General features: G+C 63.6%; 22 protein-coding genes and 1 tRNA gene. All 23 read left to right on the top strand.

Going from position 1 to position 24,604, the window contains the following annotated elements; translation table 11 throughout:
- Nucleotides 1-195 precede the first annotated feature (195 nt).
- The 23 genes from ACSBOX_RS15505 to ACSBOX_RS15395 all read left to right on the top strand — a co-directional run bounded on the left by ACSBOX_RS15505 (nt 196) and on the right by ACSBOX_RS15395 (nt 24,595).
- Nucleotides 196-1,302 (top strand): BMP family lipoprotein, encoded by a 1,107-nt coding sequence (locus tag ACSBOX_RS15505; RefSeq protein ID WP_284981093.1) that lies wholly within the window; start codon nt 196-198, stop codon nt 1,300-1,302.
- A gap of 163 nt (nt 1,303-1,465) precedes the next feature.
- Nucleotides 1,466-3,016, top strand: coding sequence for an ABC transporter ATP-binding protein (locus ACSBOX_RS15500; protein ID WP_442543240.1), 1,551 nt, complete (start codon nt 1,466-1,468; stop codon nt 3,014-3,016).
- Nucleotides 3,009-4,382 (top strand): ABC transporter permease, encoded by a 1,374-nt coding sequence (locus tag ACSBOX_RS15495; protein ID WP_442543239.1) that lies wholly within the window; start codon nt 3,009-3,011, stop codon nt 4,380-4,382. The genes ACSBOX_RS15500 and ACSBOX_RS15495 overlap by 8 nt, the downstream gene beginning before the upstream one ends.
- Nucleotides 4,379-5,908 (top strand): ABC transporter permease, encoded by a 1,530-nt coding sequence (locus ACSBOX_RS15490; RefSeq protein ID WP_442543238.1) that lies wholly within the window; start codon nt 4,379-4,381, stop codon nt 5,906-5,908. Before ACSBOX_RS15495 ends, ACSBOX_RS15490 begins: the two co-directional genes overlap by 4 nt.
- Nucleotides 5,909-5,964: 56 nt before the next feature.
- Nucleotides 5,965-6,315 (top strand): cytidine deaminase, encoded by a 351-nt coding sequence (locus ACSBOX_RS15485; RefSeq protein ID WP_242598809.1) that lies wholly within the window; start codon nt 5,965-5,967, stop codon nt 6,313-6,315.
- Entirely contained in the window at nt 6,312-7,622 is a 1,311-nt protein-coding gene (locus ACSBOX_RS15480) for a thymidine phosphorylase (RefSeq protein ID WP_442543237.1), read from the top strand. The genes ACSBOX_RS15485 and ACSBOX_RS15480 overlap by 4 nt, the downstream gene beginning before the upstream one ends.
- Before the next feature lie 67 nt (nt 7,623-7,689).
- The gene (locus ACSBOX_RS15475; RefSeq protein ID WP_442543236.1) at nt 7,690-8,340 is read left to right on the top strand and encodes a DedA family protein; all 651 of its coding nucleotides are present in this window, start codon (nt 7,690-7,692) and stop codon (nt 8,338-8,340) included.
- Between the two features lie 237 nt (nt 8,341-8,577).
- Complete coding sequence (locus ACSBOX_RS15470; RefSeq protein WP_442546043.1) at nt 8,578-9,267, top strand: DedA family protein; 690 nt, start codon at nt 8,578-8,580, stop codon at nt 9,265-9,267.
- A 28-nt stretch (nt 9,268-9,295) separates the two neighbouring features.
- Complete coding sequence (locus tag ACSBOX_RS15465) at nt 9,296-10,450, top strand: adenosine deaminase (protein WP_442543235.1); 1,155 nt, start codon at nt 9,296-9,298, stop codon at nt 10,448-10,450.
- Nucleotides 10,451-10,520: 70 nt separating this feature from the next.
- Nucleotides 10,521-11,159 carry a MazG nucleotide pyrophosphohydrolase domain-containing protein gene (locus tag ACSBOX_RS15460; protein ID WP_442543234.1) on the top strand — a complete coding sequence of 213 codons (639 nt, stop codon included), beginning with the start codon at nt 10,521-10,523 and terminating at the stop codon, nt 11,157-11,159.
- 93 nt (nt 11,160-11,252) lie between these two features.
- A complete protein-coding gene (gene eno / locus ACSBOX_RS15455) occupies nt 11,253-12,533 on the top strand; it encodes a phosphopyruvate hydratase (protein WP_306961132.1) in 1,281 nt (426 codons plus the stop codon).
- 157 nt (nt 12,534-12,690) lie between these two features.
- Nucleotides 12,691-13,416, top strand: coding sequence for an FtsB family cell division protein (locus tag ACSBOX_RS15450; protein ID WP_442543233.1), 726 nt, complete (start codon nt 12,691-12,693; stop codon nt 13,414-13,416).
- A gap of 56 nt (nt 13,417-13,472) precedes the next feature.
- A complete protein-coding gene (locus ACSBOX_RS15445) occupies nt 13,473-14,189 on the top strand; it encodes a DUF501 domain-containing protein (protein WP_442543232.1) in 717 nt (238 codons plus the stop codon).
- Nucleotides 14,186-15,136: a Ppx/GppA phosphatase family protein gene (locus ACSBOX_RS15440; RefSeq protein WP_442543231.1), complete on the top strand. Its 951-nt coding sequence runs from the start codon at nt 14,186-14,188 to the stop codon at nt 15,134-15,136. The genes ACSBOX_RS15445 and ACSBOX_RS15440 overlap by 4 nt, the downstream gene beginning before the upstream one ends.
- Nucleotides 15,137-15,166: 30 nt before the next feature.
- Complete coding sequence (locus ACSBOX_RS15435; protein WP_442543230.1) at nt 15,167-16,549, top strand: S8 family serine peptidase; 1,383 nt, start codon at nt 15,167-15,169, stop codon at nt 16,547-16,549.
- 70 nt (nt 16,550-16,619) lie between these two features.
- Complete coding sequence (locus ACSBOX_RS15430; protein ID WP_078105967.1) at nt 16,620-18,065, top strand: NAD(P)/FAD-dependent oxidoreductase; 1,446 nt, start codon at nt 16,620-16,622, stop codon at nt 18,063-18,065.
- A gap of 141 nt (nt 18,066-18,206) precedes the next feature.
- Entirely contained in the window at nt 18,207-19,127 is a 921-nt protein-coding gene (locus ACSBOX_RS15425) for an N-acetyltransferase (protein ID WP_442543229.1), read from the top strand.
- 43 nt (nt 19,128-19,170) lie between these two features.
- Nucleotides 19,171-19,244 (top strand) — tRNA-Leu (locus ACSBOX_RS15420).
- A 242-nt stretch (nt 19,245-19,486) separates the two neighbouring features.
- On the top strand, nt 19,487-20,716 hold the full coding sequence (locus ACSBOX_RS15415) for a branched-chain amino acid ABC transporter substrate-binding protein (RefSeq protein WP_442543228.1): 1,230 nt from the start codon (nt 19,487-19,489) through the stop codon (nt 20,714-20,716).
- A gap of 79 nt (nt 20,717-20,795) precedes the next feature.
- Entirely contained in the window at nt 20,796-21,815 is a 1,020-nt protein-coding gene (locus tag ACSBOX_RS15410; RefSeq protein WP_442543227.1) for a branched-chain amino acid ABC transporter permease, read from the top strand.
- A complete protein-coding gene (locus ACSBOX_RS15405) occupies nt 21,812-23,011 on the top strand; it encodes a branched-chain amino acid ABC transporter permease (protein WP_442543226.1) in 1,200 nt (399 codons plus the stop codon). The genes ACSBOX_RS15410 and ACSBOX_RS15405 overlap by 4 nt, the downstream gene beginning before the upstream one ends.
- A complete protein-coding gene (locus ACSBOX_RS15400; protein ID WP_442543225.1) occupies nt 23,008-23,895 on the top strand; it encodes an ABC transporter ATP-binding protein in 888 nt (295 codons plus the stop codon). The genes ACSBOX_RS15405 and ACSBOX_RS15400 overlap by 4 nt, the downstream gene beginning before the upstream one ends.
- Nucleotides 23,882-24,595 carry an ABC transporter ATP-binding protein gene (locus tag ACSBOX_RS15395; protein ID WP_442543224.1) on the top strand — a complete coding sequence of 238 codons (714 nt, stop codon included), beginning with the start codon at nt 23,882-23,884 and terminating at the stop codon, nt 24,593-24,595. The genes ACSBOX_RS15400 and ACSBOX_RS15395 overlap by 14 nt, the downstream gene beginning before the upstream one ends.
- Nucleotides 24,596-24,604: the final 9 nt, after the last annotated feature.

Below are 24,604 nucleotides of genomic sequence, written 5' to 3'. Positions count from 1 at the left end.
AGCCCAACAATCTTCGGGTTGTTGGGCTTTTGTGTTACCCGGGTGTGTTCAATCCCACTAAAGTTGAGCCATCAGTGCGCCCCAGGCGCAGTGCTGCGAAGCATCAGTGAAAACAGAATTTCAGACTCGAGTTTTCGAAACGGACACTCATTGACCGACTGTCGTAGCATCAATAACTTTCTTCCTGGAGGAAAATTGAAGCAATCACTGCGTGCCACATTAAAGCGCGGTTCATTTGCGGGCGTCGCAACTGCGGGCGCCGCTGCACTTTTGCTGGCAGGCTGCGGTAGCGCACCGTCTGCGTCGAGCTCAGGCAGCGCCACCAAGTCGGACTACACCGCATGCATGGTGTCCGACTCCGGCGGCTTCGATGACAAGTCGTTCAACCAGTCGGGCTACGAAGGCCTTCAGGCGGCAGCCAAGGACCTGAGCATCCAGGAGAAGCACGTCCAGTCCAAGGCAGACACGGACTACGACCCCAACCTCCGTTCCATGGTCCAGCAAGGCTGCAAGCTGACGGTGACTGTCGGCTTCCTCCTGGGCGACGCCACGAAGAACATCGCGACGGCGAACCCGAACAGCCACTTCGCCATCATCGACTACTCGGACCCCACCTTCCCGAAGAACGTCAAGCCAATTGTCTATGACACGGCCCAGGCCGCCTTCCTCGCCGGGTACCTCGCCGCCGGCACGTCCAAGACGGGCAAGGTCGCCACGTTCGGTGGCCTCAACATCCCCACCGTGAGCATCTTCATGGACGGATTCTCCGACGGCGTGAAGTACTACAACCAGAAGAAGGGCAAGTCCGTCCAGCTGCTCGGCTGGGACAAGGACAAGCAGGACGGCACCTTCGTCGGCGACTTCAAGCAGGTGGACAAGGGCAAGGTCCTCACCCAGGGATTCCTGGACCAGGGAGCCGACGTCGTCCTTCCCGTCGCTGGTCCGGTTGGAGCGGGCGCCGGAAGCGCGATCCTTGACGCCAAGGCAAAGGGCACGGACGCAAAGCTGATCTGGGTCGACTCGGACGGCTACCTGACCGCACCCGCGTACAAGTCGGTCATCCTGACCTCTGTGCAGAAGACCATGGCGACCGCCGTCGAAACGGTCATCAAGGCCGACAAGGACGGCAAGTTCGATCCCAGCCCGTACGTCGGCACGCTCGACAACGGGGGCGTGGCGCTTGCCCCGTTCCATGATCTCGACTCCGCAGTTCCGGCTGACATGAAGAGCGATCTTGACCAGTTGAAGAAGGACATCATCTCCGGCGCAGTCAAGGTCGAATCGAAGTCCAGCCCCAAGTAATAATCCGGGCTAAACCGCGTCGCGCTGCCCTTCAGCCGAGTTTTGGCAGAAGGGCAGCGCGTTCTGCGTTGCCCTCAATTTGCTCTTCGACACTCCTTGGCCGAGCACTATGCTGGGAGCACGGTGATGACGAGGAGCCATCCTTTATAGATGGGTTGGAGTTTTGAAACTCGAACTGAAAGGGATCACGAAGCGCTTCGGATCCCTCGTAGCCAATGACCACATCGATCTGGTGGTTGAACCCGGCCAAGTCCACTGCCTCCTGGGCGAAAACGGTGCCGGTAAATCCACCCTGATGAATGTCCTTTACGGACTCTACGACCCCAGCGAGGGCGAAATCCTGGTTGACGGCAAGCCGGTGGTCTTCAAGGGCCCCGGCGATGCCATGGCGGCCGGGATTGGAATGGTCCACCAGCACTTCATGCTGATTCCGGTGTTCACCGTGGCCGAGAATGTCGCGTTGGGAAACGAAGCCACCAAGGCAGCCGGCTTCCTGAACCTGGATGAAACCCGCCGCAAGATCTCCGAGATTTCCAAGCAGTACGGATTCCACGTCGACCCCGATGCCCTCGTGGAAGACCTGCCCGTGGGCGTGCAGCAACGGGTCGAGATCATCAAGGCGCTGGTGCGCGACGCCGAAGTCCTGATTCTCGACGAACCGACCGCGGTGCTCACTCCGCAGGAAACCGATGAGCTCCTGGACATCATCCGGCAGCTCAAGGCCGCCGGAAAATCAATTGTCTTCATTTCGCACAAGCTCCGTGAGGTCAAGGAAATTTCGGACATCATCACGGTGATCCGACGAGGGAAAGTGGTGGGCTCGGCCGACCCCTCCGCCTCCCCGACCGAACTCGCCTCGGCGATGGTGGGCCGGGCAGTCAGCCTGACGCTGGAAAAGAAGCCTGCCCAACCGGGCGAGGCGACGTTCAAGGTCCGCGACCTGACTGTTGTCGACCACAATGGCCAGCACGTCGTGGACGGCCTGAGTTTCGACATCGCCAAGGGTGAAGTGCTGGCCATCGCCGGTGTCCAAGGCAACGGCCAGACGGAGCTCACGGAAGCCATCCTCGGCGTCCAGCCGCACGTCACCGGGTCCATCGTCCTGGACGACGTCGAACTGCTCGGCAAGAGCGTCAAGCAGGTCCTTTCCGCCGGCGTCGGATTCGTCCCCGAGGACCGCAAGATCGACGGACTGGTAGGAACGTTCTCCATTTCCGAGAACATGGTCCTGGACCTCTACGACAAGCCTCCTTTTGCCCAAGGCATCGGCATGAAGCCGGCCTTGATTGCTGCCCACGCGGAGAAGAAGGTCGAAGAGTTCGATGTCCGGACGCCGTCGATCGACGTCGCCGTGGGCACGCTTTCCGGCGGCAACCAGCAAAAGGTGGTCCTGGCCAGGGAGCTGTCCAGGCCATTGAGGCTCTTCATCGCATCGCAACCCACCCGGGGCCTTGACGTCGGCTCCATCGAATTCGTGCACAAACGGGTCATCGCCGAACGGGACAACGGAACTCCCGTGATGATCGTGTCCACGGAACTCGACGAAGTACTCGAACTCGCTGACAGGATCGCCGTTCTCTACCGGGGAAAGCTGGTCGGGATCGTTCCCGCCGGCACTTCGCGCGATGTGCTGGGCTTGATGATGGCAGGCGTTCCGGAACATGAGGCAGAACTGACTGCACACAAGACCCTCGAGGGAGGAACACATGTCTGAGTCCAACACCCCTCGACAGGAAAACGACGTCGAGCCGGAGCGCCCGGAGACATTGGACGACGAGGTCGTCCTGGATGTCGCGCTGGACACGGCGGATGGTGCCATGGCCCCGTCGGTCATACCGGCCACCAGCCAGGGCGGGCAGATCCCGCACGCCGCCGGTGGTTCGGTCTTCAGGCAGATCGTGACCGGAAATGCCATGGTCTCGGTTTTGTCGGTGCTCCTCGCGATTGTGCTCGGCGGAATCCTGATGGCCGTGACCAACCCCAAAGTGGCTGAAACGGCCGGCTATTTCTTCGCGCAGCCGGGGGACATGCTCACCGAGGTCTTCAGGCCCTACGTGGCACTCGTCCAAGGGTCGATCTTCAACTGGGCCGGTGCCGACATCTCAGCCCAGCTGTACCCGATCACTGAAACCCTGACGGTCTCAACGCCCCTGATCCTGGCAGGACTCGGCGTGGCCTTGGCCTTCCGCGCAGGATTGTTCAACATCGGCGCGCAAGGCCAGATCATTTTCGGCGCCCTGTTCGGCGCCTACGTGGGATTCACCTGGCACTTGCCTTTCCTGGTCCACCTGCTGCTTGTCATCGTTGCCGGATTCGTCGGCGGCGCGGTGTGGGGCGGCGTCGTCGGCCTCCTCAAGGCCCGTACCGGGGCGCATGAGGTCATCGTGACCATCATGCTGAACTACATCGCCAACTTCCTGCTCCTGTTCCTCCTCACAACTCCGGCCTTCCAGCGAAAGGGTTCGACCAACCCGATCTCGCCCTTCCTGGACCAGTCGGCACTGTTTCCGGAGTTGCTCGGGCCCCAGTTCAGGCTCCATGCAGGCTTCCTCCTGGCCGTGCTCGCGACGGTTTTCGTGTGGTGGCTCCTGAAGCGTTCCACGCTCGGCTTTGAATTCCGGGCTGTGGGCGCCAACCAGAGCGCGGCACGCACCGCCGGAATCAATGTTCCCCGCACCGTGATCCTTGTGATGGCGATCGCGGGCGCGCTTGCGGGCCTGGCCGGCATTGCGCAGGTATCCGGAACGGAGAAATACCTCAGTGGCGGCGTCGCGGCGTCCATCGGGTTCGACGCAATCACGGTCGCGTTGCTGGGCCGTTCGACGCCCTGGGGAACCTTCTTCGCGGGGCTCTTGTTCGGCGCCTTCCGTGCGGGAGGTGTCGCGATGCAGGCTGAAACCCAGACCCCCATCGACATTGTTTTGGTCATCCAGTCCCTGATCGTCCTGTTCATCGCGGCCCCGCCGCTGGTGCGCGCGATCTTCGGACTGAACCCACGGAAAAAGAAGAAGGCCACTGGCGGCCCCGGCTCCGGAACCATGCCCTCCGGAAAAATCGAGAGCGGAGCTGCAACAGCATGAGCACCACAACAACTCAGTTCGGCGGTGGCACACCCGCCGGTAACGCCCCTGCGCTCCCCGGGAAAACCGGTGCCACCGAGCTGGTGAGCTGGAAGGCCGGAATCGGACTGTCGCTGCTCGCAATCCTGGGCACCGTGCTGTTCGGGTTCATGTCCGATTCGAAGTCGGCAGGCTTCGGCATTGCCGAGGCGGCCAATGAAGCGGCCTCCAGTGTTGCCGCGTTGGTTACGTTCATCCTGGCCCTGCTGCTTTCGGTCGGGCTCGGATACCTGTGGTTCGCCCGCCGTCGTTCAGGCCGCGCTGCAGGTTCGGGCCGCGCCTCGGGTTCAGCTTCAGTGCCGGGTTGGTTGCCGCCATCCACCGTCGCCGCAGTGGTGGTCCTTGGACTCGCCGCGCTGGGAGTGGCGAAGGTTTCCAAGATCACGCTTCCTTCCACGGCCATCGGCTGGATCGCTTCGGTGATTCTCCTGGGCCTGGCCGGTTACACGGTGTACCTGACCCAGGCGAAGAAGGCCACCCCCCGCTGGGTAGGCGGTACTTTTGCCGCAGTGTTCCTCATCGGGTTCATGGTCTGGATCGTGGCTGGCGGAAACGGCGATGAGCCGTCCATCTCGCTCGCCGGACTGATCGCAGGATCCGTCACCCTTGCCGTGCCGCTGGTCTTCGGATCCCTCTCCGGCGTCCTGTGCGAACGCGTCGGCGTGGTCAACATCGCCATTGAAGGGCAACTCCTGCTGGGAGCGTTTTCCGCAGCTGTTGTTGCCACGGTGACCCACAATGTCTACGCCGGACTGGTCGCGGCTGCCGTAGCCGGGGCGCTTGTTTCCTTGGTCCTGGCCGTGGTCAGCATCAAGTACCTCGTCAACCAGATCATCGTGGGCGTCGTGCTCAACGTCCTCATCAGTGGACTGACGAGCTTCCTCTTTTCGACGCTGCTGACGGCTGACCCGGACGGGCTCAACAAGCCGGGGCGCCTGCCTCCCGTGGACATTCCCTTCCTGTCCGACATCCCCATCATCGGCCCCATCCTGTTCCACCAGTCCCTCGTGGGCTATTTGATGTACGTCGCCGTGATCGTGGTCTACCTTGGCCTCTTCCACACGAAGTGGGGACTGCGCGTGAGGGCTGTCGGCGAGCACCCGCAGGCGGCCGACACCGTGGGCATCAATGTCAACCGGACCCGTTTCTGGAACGTGCTCATGGGCGGTGCGATCGCGGGCATCGGCGGCTCGTTCTTCACGCTCGTCTCCGTGGATGCCTTCAGCAAGGACATGTCGGGTGGCCGCGGGTACATCGCCCTGGCGGCGCTGATCTTCGGGCGCTGGAACCCGATCGGTGCCTTCCTGGCCGCGTTGCTGTTCGGCTTCGCGGACAACCTCCAGAGCGTCATCACCATCATCGGATCGCCCGTGCCGAGCCAGTTCATGGCCATGCTGCCTTACGCCCTCACGGTCTTCGCCGTCGCCGGATTGGTGGGCAGGTCCCGGCCACCGGCGGCAAGCGGCATACCGTACGTCAAGGGCTGACCGTGGCGGATACCGAAGTGGACTGGGCGGTCCTCGAGGCCGCCGCGGTCGCCGCCATGGGGAAGGCCTACGCTCCCTATTCGAAGTTCCCGGTGGGGGCCGCTGCCCTCACCGAGGACGGACGGATCGTGAGCGGTTGCAACGTGGAGAACGCCAGCTACGGACTCACTTTGTGCGCCGAGTGTGCCCTCGTGGGAGACCTCCATATGGGTGGCGGCGGCAGGTTGCGGGCGTTCTATTGCGTGGACGCGAAGGGCAATGTCCTCATGCCGTGTGGCCGTTGCAGGCAATTGCTCTATGAATTCCGGGCACCCGGCATGCAACTCATGACCACGCAGGGCATCAAGACCATGGACCAAGTGCTGCCGGATGCATTCGGTCCCGACAACCTGGAGGAGAACCTGTGACACAGAGTGAAGCGTTTGATGCCGTCCAGATCATCAGCATCAAACGGGACAAGGGCACCCTGAGCCCGGAGCAGATTGACTGGACCATCGATGCCTACACCCGCGGCGTCATCGCCGACGAGCAGATGGCGGCCCTGAACATGGCCATCCTGCTCAACGGGATGGATCGTGCCGAGATCTCACGCTGGACCGAGGCGATGATCGCCTCGGGCGAACGGATGGACTTCTCCAGCCTCCGGCGTCCCGACGGCGGCATGAAGGCCACCACCGACAAACACTCCACCGGGGGTGTCGGGGACAAGATCACGCTTCCGCTGGCGCCGTTGGTGGCAGTCTTCGGTGTGGCGGTTCCCCAGCTTTCGGGCAGGGGACTGGGCCACACGGGCGGTACCCTCGACAAGCTCGAAGCCATTCCCGGGTGGCGGGCGAACCTGAGCAACGAGGAAATCCTTGCCCAGCTGCAGGACGTGGGTGCGGTCATCTGCGCCGCCGGCACGGGCTTGGCTCCGGCGGACAAGAAGCTCTACGCCTTGCGCGACGTCACGGGCACAGTGGAAGCCATTCCCTTGATCGCCTCGTCCATCATGAGCAAGAAGATCGCCGAAGGCACGGGCTCCCTCGTGCTCGATGTGAAGGTCGGGTCCGGGGCGTTCATGAAGGACGAAGCCCGTGCCCGCGAGCTGGCCGAAACCATGGTCGCCCTCGGCAAGGACGCGGGCGTCAACACCGTGGCCCTCCTGACCAACATGGGCACCCCGCTGGGCTTGACCGCGGGCAACGCCATCGAGGTGGAGGAATCGGTGGAGGTGCTCGCGGGCGGCGGTCCGGAAGACGTCGTCGAGCTGACCGTCAGGCTGGCGGAGGAGATGCTCGCCTGTGCCGGCGTGCACGACGCCGACCCCGCGGCCGCCCTCAAGGACGGACGCGCGATGGACGTCTGGAACCGCATGATCGAAGCCCAGGGCGGCGACCCGCGCGCCGCCCTGCCCGTCGCGAAGGAATCCGAGATCATCCCGGCTCCGGCAGACGGCGTCCTGGTGGAGCTCGACGCCTTGTCCGTGGGCGTGGCCGCGTGGCGCCTCGGCGCCGGACGTGCCCGGAAGGAAGACATCGTCCAGGCCGGTGCAGGGGTGCGGATGCATGCCAAACCTGGTGCCTTGGTCCGGGCAGGGGAGCCACTCATGACCCTCCTGACCGACACCCCGGAAAAGTTCGAAAGGGCCAAGGAAGCCCTGGAAGGTGCCGTGCTCATCGCGCCGGAAGGCTCACGGCCGGCGCAACGGCTCATCATCGACCGGATCTCCTAGCTGCTGTCCTCCCGGGCATTTTCGGATGCCCGGGAGACAATCCCTGCGGCCATTCGTTGGGAAGACCGTGCAGGCCATCAACGACTTCATCCTCGCGGCAGCCGGGCAGCCTTGGGTCTTGCTCCTGGTTTTTGCCTGCTGCGTGATCGACGGTTTCTTCCCGCCCATCCCCAGCGAGTCCGTGGTGGTGGGGCTCGCTGCCGTTTCCGCGACGGCCGGGACGCCCAACACGTGGCTGCTGATCCTGGTGGGCGCCCTCGCGGCTTTCACGGGCGACAACATCGCCTACGCGATCGGGCGCAAGATAGGTGTCCGCCGCTGGGGGTGGATGCGTTCTCCAAGGATGCAAAGCGCCTTTCGCTGGGCCGGCGGGGAACTTCGACGCCGGGCCGCGTCACTGATCATGGTGGCCCGGTTCATCCCCATCGGCCGCGTGGCGGTCAACCTCACAGCAGGCGCAACCGGATTCCCGCGGCGCATTTTTGTGGCCCTCACGGCCATGTCCGCCGTTCTGTGGGCCAGCTACTCGGTGGCGATCGGATTGTTCTTCGGCCAATGGTTCGAGCACAACCACCTGCTCGGGGCGATCATCGCGATCGTCGCGGCCGTCATCCTCGGAATCATCGTGGACAGGATCATCAGCAAGGTCCGCGGGGACACGCCCGCTACTGAAGAGGACGAAGAGACCGGGGAGCCCGAAGAGGAAGCCGTCATGTGAGACAGGGCGGCCTAGGTGGCGCCGTCTCCTCCCTGGGTATGACTCCCATGGGACCGGAAGATCCGTCCACAGGGGGACGCCGCGGGTGTGACTTGCGAGTTAGCCTTAACTTGTGATCCCGATCGGCTGGGGCGTAGCGAACGACGTCCCGGCCGTGGGACACTGGATAGCGATCTGTGTCGCGCAACCGCGTGACTTTCCTTGAGGAGCAATGCCTGCGTGGAATTCATGAACCACATGCTCGAGCATGCCGCCGGGCAACCGTGGATCTACCCGGTGCTCCTGGTTTTCTTTTTCATCGACGGCTTTGCCACGATCCTTCCCAGTGAGACGGCCATCGTCGGGCTCTCGGCCCTCGCGATGCACCGGGGCGAGCCCAACCTGTGGCTCCTCGGCGCTACCGCGCTTGTCGGGGCCATGGCCGGCGACAACATGGCCTACATGCTGGGCCGCAAGATCGGCCTGGACCGCTGGAAATGGATGCGCAAGCCCAAGGTCCAGAAGATGTTCGCGTGGGCACACTACGAGCTGGACAAACGCGGCGCCGTCCTCATCTTCACGGCCCGGTACATCCCCTGGGGCCGCGTAGCGGTGAACTACGTCGCCGGACAGACCGGATTCCGCCACAAGACCTTCTTCTTCCTGGATGCCTTCGCTTGCTTCACGTGGGTTGTCTATTCGATCGGCGTCGGATCGCTCGCCGGCCACTGGGTGCACAACAACCCGCTCCTTGGCGTGGGGATTGCCGTGGCATTCGCCGTGGTCCTCGGCGTCATCGTGGACCACACCCTGCGCTGGTGGCACAAGCACCTCGAGAAGAAGGATGCGGAGAAAAAAGAAGCAGCTTCCGCGGAGGCAGCCGCAGCAGACGAAGGGACCGCGATTAACGCGGCGGCCGGCGTCGAGCGCTCACACCCTGCTGGCTAAGCCTCTTCCGTCCCCCTAGAGTTGAGACGTGACTGAGCCTATTGTTGATGCCGCCCCTGCCCTTGATTTCGACCTGAAGAGCCTGCCGAAGGTTTCCCTTCACGATCACCTGGACGGGGGACTGCGCCCGGCCACCATCATCGAACTGGCGGAGGCCGTCGGCCACACCCTTCCGTCCACGGATCCCGTAGCGCTGGGCCAGTGGTTCCGTGAGTCCGCGGATTCAGGTTCCCTGGTCCGTTACCTCGAAACCTTCGACCACACGATTGCCGTCATGCAGACCAAGGAAGGCCTGGCGCGGGTCGCCAAGGAGTTCGTTGAGGACCTCGCGGACGACGGCGTCGTGTACGGCGAGATCCGTTGGGCACCTGAGCAGCACCTGCAGAAGGGCCTCACCCTGGATGAGGTTGTGGACGCGGTCCAGGAAGGTCTCGACGCCGGCGTGGACTCCGTCGAGGAGTCCGGCCGCCAGATCCAGGTGGGCCAGCTCATCACCGCGATGCGCCACGCGGACCGCGGCCAGGAAATTGCCGAGCTCGCCGTGCGCCACCGCTACAACGGAGCCGTCGGCTTCGACATCGCTGGAGCCGAGGACGGCTTCCTGCCTTCCCGCTTCAAGGACGCTTTCACCTACCTGGCCGAGCACAATTTTCCGGCCACCGTTCACGCCGGCGAAGCCGCAGGCCTGGACAGCATCCAATCCGCACTGGTGGACGGTCGGGCCCTGCGCCTGGGCCACGGCGTGCGTATCGCCGAGGACATCATGGTTGAGTTCGAGGACGCCGAGGGCGAAGAAGCCGACGACGACGCCGAGGACACCATCGGCATGGTCACCTTGGGTGAGGTGGCCGGCTGGGTCCGCGATCGCGGAATTGCGCTGGAAATCTGCCCCTCGTCCAACCTGCAGACCGGAGCCATCGCGAACTTCGGCGAAGGCATCGAGAACCACCCGCTGGACATGCTGTACCAGCTGGGCTTCAACGTCACCATCAACACGGACAACCGGCTCATGAGCGGCGTGACCCTCACGGACGAGTTCGAGCTTCTCGTGGAGACCTTCGACTACGACCTCGACGACCTCCTCGAATTGACCCTCAACGCGGCCGAGTCGTCGTTCCTGCCGCTCGACGAAAAAGAAGCGTTGGTGGAGTACATCAACGACGCCTACGCCAACCTTGGCTGAACAAAGCCCTGCAGGCGCGGTCCGGGAGTTGCTGGGGACGATAGCCTCTTTGCGGGAGCACTGCCCGTGGATGGGGGCGCTGACCCACGAATCCCTCGTCGAATACCTGATCGAGGAAGCGTACGAAGTGGTCGACTCGATCGAAGCTGGCGCGGCCGGCACCGACACGGCCGACGAACTCCGCGGCGAGCTGGGCGACGTGCTCCTCCAAGTGGTGCTGCACGCCCGGCTCGCCGAGGAACGCGGACAGTTCACCTTCGACGACGTCGCCCGCACCATCACGGAAAAGATGGTGCGGCGAAATCCCCACGTCTTCAGGCCTGACGGATCCCTGCAGGATTCCTTCCCGGCCACCGTGGAGGAGATCGTCAAAAAATGGGACGCCGTGAAGAAGGCCGAAAAGCCCGGGCGCTCGGATCCTTTCGAAGGCATCCCGCCGCACCTTCCTGCCCTCGCCTTGGCGCAAAAGTCGCTTGATCGCGCCGAGCGTGCGGAACGTTCGGGCGGGCCGGAGCGCAGGGACCGTCCCGTCGCGGCGGCGGAGGTTCCCGACTCCGAAGCTGAGCTTGGAGACTTGCTGCTCGCCGTCGTCGCGGGCTCAAGGGAGAAGGGTTTCGACGCCGAACGGGCCCTGCGCGCCGCAGTCCGCCGCTACCAGGGCCGCGACGGCGATGCCACAAAACGTGAGGGGTCCGACGCTGTTCCGTAACCTTGGCCTGTCTCGACTAGGCTAGTGGCGACGAGGACGTCGAGAATTTCCCTCAAGATTCCCAGTAAATCGCTTCACCATAAGGAGCAGTCCATGGCGCTTATCGATGCCATCCACGCCCGCGAGATCCTCGATTCCCGCGGAAACCCGACAGTAGAAGTTGAAGTTCTGCTTTCCGATGGCCAGATCGGCCGCGCGGCAGTTCCCTCCGGTGCTTCCACCGGTGAGCACGAAGCCGTTGAACTGCGCGACGGCGACAAGGGCCGTTACCTCGGCAAGGGCGTCCAGAAGGCCGTTGACGCGGTCATCGACGAAATCGCCCCGGCCCTGATCGGTTTCGACGCCACGGACCAGCGCAGCATCGACCAGGCCATGATCGACCTCGACGGCACCCCGAACAAGGGCAAGCTCGGCGCCAACGCCATCCTCGGCGTTTCCCTCGCAGTCGCCAACGCAGCCGCCGCCTCCGCGGACCTGCCCTTGTACAAGTACCTGGGCGGCCCGAACGCCCACGTCCTGCCCGTCCCGCTGATGAACATCCTCAACGGTGGCTCCCACGCCGACTCCGACGTCGACATCCAGGAATTCATGATCGCCCCGATCGGAGCCGAGACTTTCTCCGAAGGCCTGCGCTGGGGCGTTGAGGTCTACCACAACCTCAAGTCGGTCCTGCAGGCCAAGGGCCTCTCCACCGGCCTCGGCGACGAAGGCGGCTTCGCTCCGAACCTGCCCTCCAACCGCGCTGCACTGGACCTGATCCAGGAAGCCATCAAGAACGCCGGCTACACCCCGGGCAAGGACATCGCCCTCGCGCTGGACGTCGCCTCCTCCGAGTTCTACAAGGACGGCGCCTACCAGTTCGAAGGCAAGGCACTCTCGGCCACCGAGATGAGCGCCTACTACGCCGAACTCGTTGCCGACTACCCGCTGGTCTCCATCGAAGACCCGCTGGACGAAAACGACTGGGAAGGCTGGAAGACCCTCACCGACACCATCGGTGACAAGGTCCAGCTGGTCGGCGACGACCTCTTCGTGACCAACCCGATCCGCCTGCAGCAGGGCATCGACTCCGCCACGGCCAACTCCCTGCTCGTCAAGGTCAACCAGATCGGTTCCCTGACCGAAACCCTGGATGCCGTTTCCCTGGCCCAGCGCTCGGGCTACACCACCATCACCTCGCACCGCTCCGGCGAAACCGAGGACACCACCATTGCTGACATCGCGGTTGCCACCAACGCGGGCCAGATCAAGACCGGTGCCCCGGCCCGCTCCGAGCGCGTCGCCAAGTACAACCAGCTGCTGCGCATCGAAGAAGAACTCGACGACGCCGCTCGCTACGCCGGCCGCAGCGCGTTCCCGCGTTTCAAGGGCTAGTATCCGCTGAAACAGCTGACCGGTGGCTATGGTGGAAAGACCATAGCCACCGGTTCTGTTTAACGAAATGTGCGAGCACTTCGGCAAACCGCAGGCTCCGTGAGGCACACATCGCGCAGCAACCCGCCAGGCAAGCACCAGGCATTACAGGAGTGTCATGGCCACCCGCCGCCCCAAGGTCCCCCGGGCAGATGCCCTCGGCCGCTCGCCCCAGAAGAACACCGACGGCGGCCATGTCATCCGTGCCGATTTCGGCGAGTCCCGCAAGGCAACCGCGCCCCAACAGGAAAGCGCCGTTCACGCCGGGTCCAGGACGCCGTCCAATGCCACGGCCGAAGGCAGCGCCCACAGCAAGGGCCAGTCCGGCACAAAGGCCGGATCTGCCCCGAAACCGGGACGTCCGCTTGCGGGCGGGCCAGGAAGCACGCCGGTTGTCGGCAAGGCATCCGGCGCGGGCTCCACCCACCAGGCCAAGGACCACGGCGCGCGCCCCGTGCCCGCGAAGGCGTTCTCCGGCCGCATGCTTGCCCTCGCCGTGGTGATGATAGCGATCACCATCATGCTCGCGCCCACGGTCAAGATCTGGTTGGAGAAAAAGGCTGAAATCTCGGGCCTGGAAGCCGATATCGCGAGCAAGCAGGCCGAGCAAGCCAGCCTCCAGAAGCAGATCACGCGGTGGCAGGACCCCAACTACGTGAAACAACAAGCCCGGGACCGCATTAACATGGTTATGCCGGGTGAAGCAGGCTACTGGGTGTTTGGTGGCGACGTTCCCGCCGGAACACCCGGTGGAAGCACCAGCTCAGGGGCTTCCGGAAGCCCGTCCAATCTGCCGTGGGTGGATGGGCTATGGGAATCCATCAGGCGCTCGGCAACAGACTAGACGCGGTGCCCGCCGCCGTCGCGCCCTGACGGGCGCGGCCAAACAGGGCAGGAAGGATGGCAGCGCCAGTGGAAGACACCTCGGCACCTGCATCGCAGGAGTCACGCAAGCCATCAGCACACGATCTCGAAATCCTCAGCCGCCAGCTCGGGCGGCCGGTGCGCGACGTCGTCGAAATCCCGGCGCGCTGCGTGTGCGGCAACCCGCTGGTGGCCGCGACCGCTCCGCGATTGAGCAACGGCACTCCGTTTCCGACGACGTTCTATTTGACGCACCCCGTCATCACCGCCGCCGTGTCGCGGCTCGAGGCCGGCGGGCTCATGAATGAGATGAACGAACGGCTCACCGCGGACGAACCTTTGGCTGCCGCTTACAGGGGCGCCCACGAGGCCTATCTCCAGGCGCGAGACGAGATTGCCGGACGTGCCGGTACCGGGGACGTCCCCGAGATCGCCGGCGTCTCTGCCGGCGGCATGCCCACCCGTGTGAAGTGCCTGCACGTCCTGGTTGGCCATTCCCTGGCGGCCGGTCCCGGCGTCAATCCGCTCGGCGACGAGGCCATCGAGGCGATCAGCGAATGGTGGACCGCGGACCGCTGCTATTGCGACGGCGCGTGGGACAGCGCGGGGGAGGCCCCGTCCAGGGACCTCAGCCGCCACGGACCGCAGGGCCTGCCGGACATCGTGGGCCGTCCCGCACCGGTCCGCAAGTCCAAGTCCTCCCACGGAGCAGAAGCGTCCGCGGAGCCGGTCGCAGGGGAGCTCAACGCATGAGCCGGGTAGCCGCCATCGATTGTGGCACCAATTCGATCCGCCTGCTCATCGCGGATTCCAACGGCGCGGGAACAGGCTCTCCATTGCGGGACATTGTCCGTGAGATGCGCGTGGTTCGCCTCGGCCAAGGGGTGGACGCCACCGGCGAGCTTGCCCCCGAGGCGCTCGAACGCACTTTCGCGGCAACCGCCGACTACGCCGAGCTGATCCGCCATCATGATGCCAGGGGCGTCCGTTTCGTGGCGACCTCTGCCAGCCGCGACGCGCGCAACCGGGACGTCTTCGTTGACGGGGTCCGGGAGCTGCTGGGCGTCGAGCCCGAGGTCATCTCCGGCGACGAAGAAGCCGCCCTGTCCTTCGCGGGTGCAAGCAGTGTGCTTCCGTCGCGCGGCAAGGATCCGGTGCTGGTGGTGGACCTCGGCGGCGGAAGCACCGAGTTCGTCCTCGGGGACTCCGACGGCGTCATTGCCGCAAAATCCGTCGACATCGGGTGCGTGCGACTGACCGAACGGCACCTCCGCAGCGATCCTCCGACGCCGGAGCAGATCGCCGCAGCGGAAGCCGACGTCGACGCAGCCATCGACCTCGTCGCCCGCACCGTCCCGCTGGGCCGGGCCACCGCCGTCGTCGGCGTTGCCGGAACCGTCACCACCATTACGGCGCACGCCCTGGGCCTGGGCGAGTACGATCCCGCACTGATCCACGGTGCCAGCCTGGACCTGGAGACCATCACCAAGGCCGCCACGAGCCTGCTGGAAATGAGCCGCGAAGAGCGTGCCCTGCTGCCCTACATGCACCCCGGACGTGTTGACGTCATCGGAGCCGGAGCCCTCGTCTGGCGCCGCATCCTCCAGCGCCTGGCCGAGCACGGAAACGGCTCCATCACAACGGCCATCTCCAGCGAGCATGACATCCTCGACGGCATCGCGCTGAGTATCCGCTCATGACGGGCATCCGCTAAAGATGGGTATTCGCTGATGACGTTGCCACACGGTTGGCGCCGACGCGCGGCATCGGCCGCGTTGGCCGCCATGCTTGCCGGGGGAAGCCTTGCGGGGGCCCTGGTCACCGCGCCCTCGGCGTTCGCCGACTCGTGGCGGGACAAGGAATACTGGCTCAACGAGTACGGCATCACCGCCGCCTGGCAGGTATCCAAGGGCGCGGGCGTGAAGGTGGCCATCATCGACAGCGGGGTGGACGGACAACACCCCGACCTCAAAGGCGCGGTGGTCGGCGGAACCGACGCTTCCGGCGCGGGCGACCCGAACGGCCAGAAGAGCATCGGGGCCAAACCCGAGCACGGAACCCTCGTTGCCACGCTTCTGGCCGGGCGCGGACACGCTTCTCCCAGCCCGTCGGCCTCCCCGTCGTCGTCTCCGTCGCCAGGTTCCAGCGTGGGCCCCGATGGAATCGTCGGCGTCGCCCCCGAGGCCCAGATCTTGTCCGTTTCCGCTTGGCTCGGCTCACCGAACCCGGCGGGGAAGACGGACCAGGAACAGATTCCCGAAGCTGTCCGATGGGCAGTGGACAACGGCGCCAAGGTCATCAATATTTCCCTCGGCAGCACTTCGCCGGATTGGCCCCAAAGCTGGGACGCGGCGTTCCTCTATGCCGAACAAAAGGACGTGGTGATCGTGGCCGCGGCGGGCAACCGGATCGGCGGCAACGTCCAGGTGGGCGCGCCCGCCACGATTCCGGGCGTCCTGACCGTCGCAGGACTCGACCGGAACCGCATGGCCAGCGTCGATGCTTCTTCGCAGGGAATCAGCATCGGCGTCTCGGCGCCCGCGGAAAAGCTGGTGGGTGGCCTGCCCGGGGGGAGCTACGAGGATTGGGCAGGCACGTCGGGTTCCGCGCCGATTGTCTCCGGCGTCGCGGCGCTCATCCGCTCGAAATGGCCTGATATGAGCGCCAAGCAGGTCATCAACAGGATCGTGTCCACGGCCGTGGACGCCGGCGCGCCCGGCAAGGACCCGATCTACGGCTACGGCATCCTCAACGCCGAGGCGGCCCTGAAAGCCGATGTGCCGGAGGCGACGAGCAACCCGGTGGGATCCATTGCCGACTGGATCAGGGTCCACCGGCGCGGGGACCTCAGCAGCCCCACGCCTCAGGCAACGTCGACGCCGAGCATCCCAGCGGCGAGCTTGGCCGATCCCACTGTTCCTGTTGCCAAGGCGCCCTCGCAGTCCGACACAGCAGTTCCGGCGGCTGTGGTGATCGGCTTCGGTTCCCTCTTCGTGGCGATCGTTGCGGGCGCTTCCGTCCAATTGAGGCGCACCTACCGGACGTCCCCGGAACTGCCCGACGGGACCGCGACCGGCGTGGTGGACGTCGTGGATCAGGGCGAGCCGAAATAGCCCCCGGCGCAGGGCGTAGCTTCGGGAAATAGTTAGTGAAGATTTTCACAAGGTGCTGTACTCTATTCTTATGGCAACCACCCCTGAGCTCATTGACCGTCCCCGTGTTCTCGTTGTCGGCGGCGGATACGTCGGCCTGTACGTAGCACTCAAGCTGCAGAAGAAGATCGCGAACGCCGGCGGCATCGTCACCGTCGTCGATCCCCTTCCCTACATGACCTACCAGCCCTTCCTCCCCGAGGTGGCAGGCGGCAACATCGAGGCACGCCACGCCGTCATCTCGCACCGCCAGCACCTCAAGCAGACGGAACTCATCCAGGGCCGCGTCACCAGCATCGACCACCAGAACCGCACCGCCGTTGTTGCTCCGGCCGACGGTGGAGACAACTTCGAGATCCCTTACTTCGACGTCGTGGTTGCAGCCGGTGCCATTACCCGCACCTTCCCCATCAAGGGCCTCGCGGACGAGGGCATTGGCCTGAAGACCATCGAAGAAGCGGTCGCCCTGCGAAACAAGGTGCTTGAGCGCATCGAGGTCGCCTCCACCATGACGGACGCCGCCGAGCGCGCCAAGGCCCTGACCTTCGTGGTCGTGGGTGGCGGTTTCGCCGGTATCGAGTGCATCACCGAGATGGAAGACCTCGCCCGCGCTGCCGTCAAGAACAACCCCCGCATCCGCCAGGAGGAAGTCCGCTTCGTCCTGGTCGAAGCCATGGGCCGCATCATGCCCGAGGTCACCGCAGCCCAGGCCGAATGGGTTGTCGGACACCTCCGCAGCCGCGGCATCGAGGTCCTCCTCAACACCTCCCTCGACAACGCCGAGGGCAGCCTCAAGCTCATCAACCTGCCGGACAAGACCCCTGCCCAGGAGTTCGAAGCCGACACCCTCGTGTGGACCGCAGGCGTACAGGCCAACCCGATGATCCGTTCCACCGACTTCCCACTCGAGCCGCGCGGACGCGTCCGTGTCCTCCCGGACCTGCGGATTGCTGGCGACGAAGGCATTATCGACAACGCCTGGGCCGCCGGCGACATCGCCGCGGTTCCGGACCTCACGGGCAGCGGCCTGCCGGACGGCACCTGCGTTCCGAACGCCCAGCACGCCCTTCGCCAGGCCAAGCGCCTTGCCAAGAACCTGTGGGCCTCCCGCTGGGACAAGCCGATGGGCGACTACAAGCACAAGAACCTCGGTGCGGTCGCCGGTTTCGGCGAGTGGAAGGGCGTTGCCAACATCAACCTCCTGGGCCGCATCGGCCTCAAGGGCGGGCTCGCCTGGCTGGCACACCGCGGCTACCACGGCTTGGCCATCCCCACCGGTGAGCGCAAGGTCCGCGTGATCTTCAACTGGATCCTCGGCATGACCATGGGCCGCGACACCACCCAGCTGCTGGACCTCGACAACCCGCGCGGCGCCTTCGTGGCCGCGGCCACCCCGGCTCCCAAGCCGGCCGCCGCACCCGCACCGGCCGCCGCGCCTTCCGAAGCCAAGGCTCCGGTCACGGCCGACGCCAAGTAGCAGCACCCCAAGCAGTCCCGCCGACGGCGGCCATCTCCCACGCGGGAGGCGGCCGCCGTCGTCGTTTTATTCCTTGTCCGTGCCGTCCGGCCCGCGACGGCGGGTCGGCATCTCCGCGACGCCGGGTCCTAGACTTGCAGCATGGCTGGCGAAAGCGATCTGACGACCCTCCTGACGTCCATGCACCCCGCGCTTCGGGACGGTGACTACGTGTACGCGTTGTGGCCGCACGGCAAACCGCTTGAGGGCCATATCGAAGCCGCTGTCCGCGAAGCGGAGGGCCTCACGGTGGTGCTGCGTCGGGAGGAAGCCGGGCGCCTGGGACTTTCCTACGATTTCGTGGCGGCGTGGATCACCCTTCAAATCCACTCCGCGCTGGAAGCCGTGGGGCTCACCGCCGCAGTCAGCTCCGCACTGACGGCGGCCGGCATCAGCTGCAACGTCCTCGCCGGGTTCCACCACGACCACCTTTTGGTTCCGTCCACTGAGCGGCGGCACGCCATGGAAGTCCTGGAGCTGCTGGGCCAAGGCGTGGTGCTGCGGACGGAGCGGGCGGCGGACCGCGAGCCGGTGCTGGCGCTCACGGCTGCCGCGTTTTCCACGAGCGCGGTCACCGGGCTGCCCGTCGAAGGAGTCCCGGCCGAAGCGAAGCTGCTGAGGGAACTGTTCGACTCCGATGAGTACCTGCCGGCGTTCAGCATCGTGGCAGAGATGGGCGGGGAAATCGTAGGCCACGTCATCAGCACCCGCGGCTGGGTCGGAGAACTCCGGCTCTTGGGACTGGGCCCCATCAGCGTCCAGCCGCACCTCCAGCGACGTGGCATCGGATCTGCGCTTTTGCGGGAAACCGCCCGGCGTGCCGAGGAGGCGGGGGAGCCGGGCATCGCGCTGCTGGGCAGCACCGAGTACTACCCTCGCTTCGGATTTCTTCCGGCCCGGCAGCTGGGCGTGTCGGCCCCCGACGCCGGGTGGGGAGACCACTTCCAGCTCTTGCCCCTCAAAGCATGGCCCGACGGCGCCAGCGGAACTTTTCGTTATGCCGCGCCTTTCCAGGCGCTGTAGGGGGCCAAAAGAGGGGAGTGCGCTGGGTTACCATTATCCGGGCGCCCCAGTAGCCCAATTGGCAGAGGCAGCGGACTTAAAATCCGCGTGTTGTGGGTTCGAGTCCCACCTGGGGCACGCACGGGAAATGCGAGCCGTGCCGCCTCCTTTGTTTGCGCCAAGCTGTGCCGTGACAAGAATTTAACCCCGCGTTCATGCGAAGAACTCTCCGGGCACTGCCGTGACACACCGTTATTAGATCCTGACCTGCGTATATGTGTTCTAGGACACATATTTGGTAGTACTCTCATGGAACATGTTCGAAGTGAAAGTAACTTCGGGCGAATGACCACGAATCAGACGCACCGCGGAGGCTATTTATGTACAGGAAGAAAGTCATTTCGGCGATGGCAGCAGCAGCCACCCTTGGCATGCTCGTGGCGGGCTGTGCGAACCAGGCCGCTCCCAGCGGCACGGAAACCTCGGGTGGCGGCAGCAGGGTCAATATCCCCGCGATCTCCAAAGTCGACGTTCCTGCCGGAGCTGTTTTGCCTGCAGGCGATGGAAAGGGGACATGCCCGTCCACCACCACCCTTGCCTATGCCGGTGCCGAGACAGGACCCAACGCCCAGCTGGGTATCAACATCTTCAACGGCATCCAGCTGGCCATCAACCAGCACAACGCCGCGAACCCCGGCTGCCAGGTCCAGTTCAAGAAATTCGATACTGAAGGCGATCCGAACAAGGCCACTGGCCCGGTGACGCAGATTGTTTCCGAACCGGACATCATCGGAGTGGTGGGCTTGCCGTTCTCCGGAGAGTCCAAGGCCACCGGCAACATCTTCGAGCAGAAGGGCTTGGTGCACATCACGCCTTCCGCTACCAACCCGAGCCTGACCAAGAACGGCTGGACCACTTTCTTCCGGGCCCTCGGCAATGACGCCGTCCAGGGTCCTGCGGCAGCAAAGTTCCTCACGGACAAGCTGCAGGCAAAGAAGGTCTACCTGGTCCAGGACGACTCTGACTACGGCATTGGCCTGGGAACCACAACGTCCGCGGCCCTTGGCTCCGCGATGGTGGGATCCGACAAGGTCGTCACGGGCCAGAAGGACTTCTCTGCCGTGATTTCCAAGATCATGAACTCCAAGGCAGACACCGTCTACTACGCCGGCTACTACGCAGAAGGTGCACCCTTCGACCAGCAGCTGGTCGCCAAGGGATTCACCGGATCCTTCGTGGGCCCCGATGGAGTGAAGGATGACCAGTTCATCAAGCTGGCAGGCGACGCGTCGTCCAACTCGTACTTCACCTGCCCCTGCATCCCGGGCGAGCTGATCCCGAGCTTCGAGACCGAGTACAAGAAACTGGCCAACGCGGAGCCCGGAACGTACTCCATTGAAGGTTACGACGCCGTCACGGTCCTGCTCTCGGGCATCGACAAGGGCAAGCAGTCCCGCGCGGACCTGCTTTCCTGGGTCAAGTCCTACGACGCGGATGGCCTGTCGAAGCACTACAAGTGGGATTCAACCGGCGAACTGGCAACGCCTGATGTCTACGGCTACAAAGTTGAGAACGGCAAGATCGTTCCCATCGGCGTCATCGGAAAATAACACCGAGCCCAGATGAATGCTGGGGGTTAGCATCCATGCCGACCCCCAGCATTTCTTTTGATTACATCAGGAAAGTGCCATGATCAGTGAAGTAATTCCCACTCTGCTCCACTCGGTTCCCGTGGACGACACGTGGATCACGTTCGACGTAAACTCCTTTACCCAAAACTTCTGGAGTTCCACCTTTGACGGGTTGACCTTCGGTGCAATCTACGCCTTGGTTGCCCTCGGCTATACCCTCGTCTACGGCGTTCTCAACCTCATCAACTTTGCCCACTCAGAAGTGTTCATCACGGGCTGCTACGGCGTGTTCTTTACCCTTAGCGCCCTGAATTTCGGCCCCTCTGCCCCCAGGCTGGGATTTTGGGCCATCGTGGGAAACCTTATCCTCGCCCTCGTCGTCGCCATTATTGCCTCAGCCTTGATGGCAGTGATCGTGGAACGGGTGGCTTATAAACCTTTGCGTCAGCGCAAGGCGCCCCGACTGGCATTCTTGATTACCGCAATCGGCGTCTCTTTCGCCATTCAGTACACCATCTACTGGTGGCGCGGACCGAGCCCGGAACCTGCATTGACAATGTTCCGGCCGCTTCCGATTTTCGACGTCTTCGGGACCATCGTCGATTCGCAGCAGGTGGTGATTATCGTCGCTGCGATCATCCTCATGATCGCCACCGATCAGTTCATTAGGCGGTCCCGGACCGGCCGAGGCATCCGTGCCGTGGCTCAGGACCCGGATACCGCAACGTTGATGGGTGTCAACAAGGAAAAGATCATCGTGACCACGTTTATCATCGGCGGTATCTTGGCCGGTGCGGCTGCTTTGTTCTACGTCATGAAAATCCCGTCCGGTGTGCAATACAACGGCGGATTCATCCTCGGCGTCAAAGCCTTCGCGGCCGCTGTCCTCGGAGGCATCGGCAATGTTCGCGGTGCTTTGCTGGGCGGCCTCCTGATCGGTTTGATCGGCAACTACGGCCAGGTGCTCCTGGGTAGTTCCCAATGGACGGACGTTGTCGCGTTCGTGGTCCTGGTGTTGGTATTGATCGTGCGACCCGAAGGTGTCTTGGGTAGCTCGCTAGGAAAGAGTAAGGCATGAGCACAACAGACGGCCCCACGCTTATTCCCGATGATGCCTCAGCACAGGAGATTGCGGACCGCGAAGCAAAGATGCGGCGGCGCAAAGGCTGGTTCCCGGGACTCAGCGACAAATGGAACGCGCTCCCGCGCCAGACTCAATGGCTGATCCTGATCGTCGTGGTAGTCCTTGCGTATCTGCTACCCATCCTTAACCCGCCGTTGATCACGACGGAACCGGGCAACAACTGGCAAATCGCACTCGCGCAAATGTCTGTCTATGCCCTCGTGGCGGTGGGCTTGAATGTGGTGGTCGGCTATGCGGGCCTCCTCGACCTGGGCTACGTGGCCTTCTTCGCGCTTGGATCCTACACTTCGGCAATGTTCACCAGTCCGGATTCGCCGTATGTGCACATTCCCTACTTGTGGACGCTCCCACTTGCGATGGCAGTCGCCATGTTCTTTGGCGTGGTCCTTGGTGTACCTACTCTCCGCCTCCGCGGCGACTACCTGGCTATCGTCACGCTCGGCTTCGGCGAGATCGTTCGCATCCTGGCAACGATCATTCCGGCCATGAAGGGCCAGGTTGGCTTCCAGAACGTCGGCCACCCTCCGGGAACGGATTCCAGCGGGCAGACAATCTTCCAGAACTCGAACGGAACTCCGTGGTACTGGCTGACGCTGACTATCATCATCGTGGTGCTCCTGGCCGCCGGTAACCTGGAGCGCAGCCGGGTGGGACGCGCCTGGATTGCCATCCGCGAGGATGAAGACGCGGCGGAAATCATGGGCGTCCCCACCTTCAAGTACAAGGTGTGGGCTTTTGCAATCGGCGCTTCCGTGGGCGGTCTCTCGGGTGCTTTGTTCGCCGGCCAGGTTGGATTTGTGAACAACCAGAAATTCGATATCGCCACGTCGATCCTGTTCGTCGCCGCTGTTGTCATGGGCGGCACGGGAAACAAGGTAGGGGCGATCCTTGGCGGTGCGTTGGTGGCATATATTCCACTCCGCTTCACCGCGATTGCCGAGTTCAAGTACCTGATCTTCGGGGCGGCGCTGGTGATCATCATGATTTTCCGTCCCGGTGGCCTCCTGCCGGCACGCCAGAGCCTCCTCGCCTATGGACGCGTCGCTTACAACAAACTCAAGGGCGCTGTGGGAGACATTCCCGCTTCGGGCAAAGTCGTTCTTGAACCGGGAAAGGGGGCTGACAAATGAGTGAAGCGATCGAACCGGATATCGACGTCGACGCACTCAAGGAGCAGGGTGTGGACCTTGAGGTCGCCGAGAAGGTGGCCCCTGAGAGGGACATTGTCACCAAGGTTGGCGAAGCCTTGGTCCAGGTCCAGGACCTGACGATCAAGTTCGGTGGCCTGGTGGCCCTGGACAACGTCACGTTCGATATCAACCGGGGCGAAATCCTCGGTTTGATTGGTCCCAACGGTGCGGGTAAAACCACGTGTTTCAATGCCATGACAGGTGTGTACAAGCCGACTTCGGGAAAGGTCTTGCTGGAAGGCCAGTTGCTCAACGGACTGCCGCAGCACAAGATCACGAGGCGAGGCCTGGCGCGGACTTTCCAGAACATCCGCCTTTTTGGTGAGATGACAGCCTTGGAAAACGTGGTTGTCGGCCTCGACGCGCGCCACCGCACGAGCGTCGGCGGGGCACTACTGCGTCTGCCGACCCATGTCAGGGAAGAGAAAACCTCGATTGAACGCGGCATGGCATTGCTTGAGTTTGTAGGCATCGCCGATCATGCCCATTTCCTGTCGAGGCACCTTCCTTATGGGTACCAGCGTCGCCTGGAAATAGCGCGGGCACTTGCCACAGATCCAAAGCTCCTTTGCCTGGATGAGCCTGCAGCCGGGTTCAATCCCGCGGAAAAAGAAGACCTCATGGCCCTGATCCGGACCATCCGCGACGACGGCTATACGGTCCTGCTCATTGAGCACGACATGAAGCTGGTCATGGGCGTGACCGACCGGATCGTCGTCCTGGAGTTCGGGAAGAAGATCGCGGACGCGTTGCCCAAGATCATTCGCGACGACCCGAAAGTTATTTCCGCCTATCTCGGGGAGCCTGAAGATGACCTTGCTTGAGCTGAAGAACGTTTCCGTCCACTACGGCCGGATCCAGGCGATTTCCGACATGTCATTCAGCGTGGAAGAAGGCGAAATCGTCTCGCTGATCGGCGCGAATGGTGCCGGCAAGACCACCACGATGAGGACCATCTCCGGATTGCTGACTCCATCAGCCGGCTCCATTAGCTTTGCCGGCGAGGACATCACCAGGATGAAAGCGCATATCCGCGTTGTCCAGGGTATTTCGCAAGCTCCTGAGGGACGCGGAATCTTCCCCGGCATGACGGTGGAGGAGAACCTTGACATGGGCTCCTACGGCCGCAAGGACCGGACCAAAGTGGCAGATGATTTGGAGCGAGTCTTCGACCTGTTTCCGCGGTTGAAGGAGCGCATCAAGCAGTTTGGCGGCACCATGAGCGGTGGCGAACAGCAGATGCTCGCGATTGGCCGGGCGCTGATGTCCAACCCGAAGCTGTTGCTGCTGGACGAGCCTTCCATGGGGCTTGCTCCGCAGTTCATCCGCCAGATCTTCAAGATCGTCACGGAGATCAACAACCAAGGCACCACGGTGCTCCTGGTCGAGCAAAACGCCAACCAGGCGCTCGCCCGTGCGCACCGTGCTTTTGTCCTTGAAACCGGGTCGATTACGCACCGGGGCACCGGCAAGGAACTGCTCGCCAACCCGGCGGTCAAGGAAGCGTACCTCGGCGTCGGATAGCCGCGTTTG

The sequence above is a fragment of the Arthrobacter sp. KN11-1C genome, assembly GCF_052180225.1.
Lineage (GTDB): Bacteria > Actinomycetota > Actinomycetes > Actinomycetales > Micrococcaceae > Arthrobacter.
The sequence above is the reverse complement of the archived record's forward strand: the minus strand, read 5'-3'. Positions and strand labels throughout refer to the sequence as shown.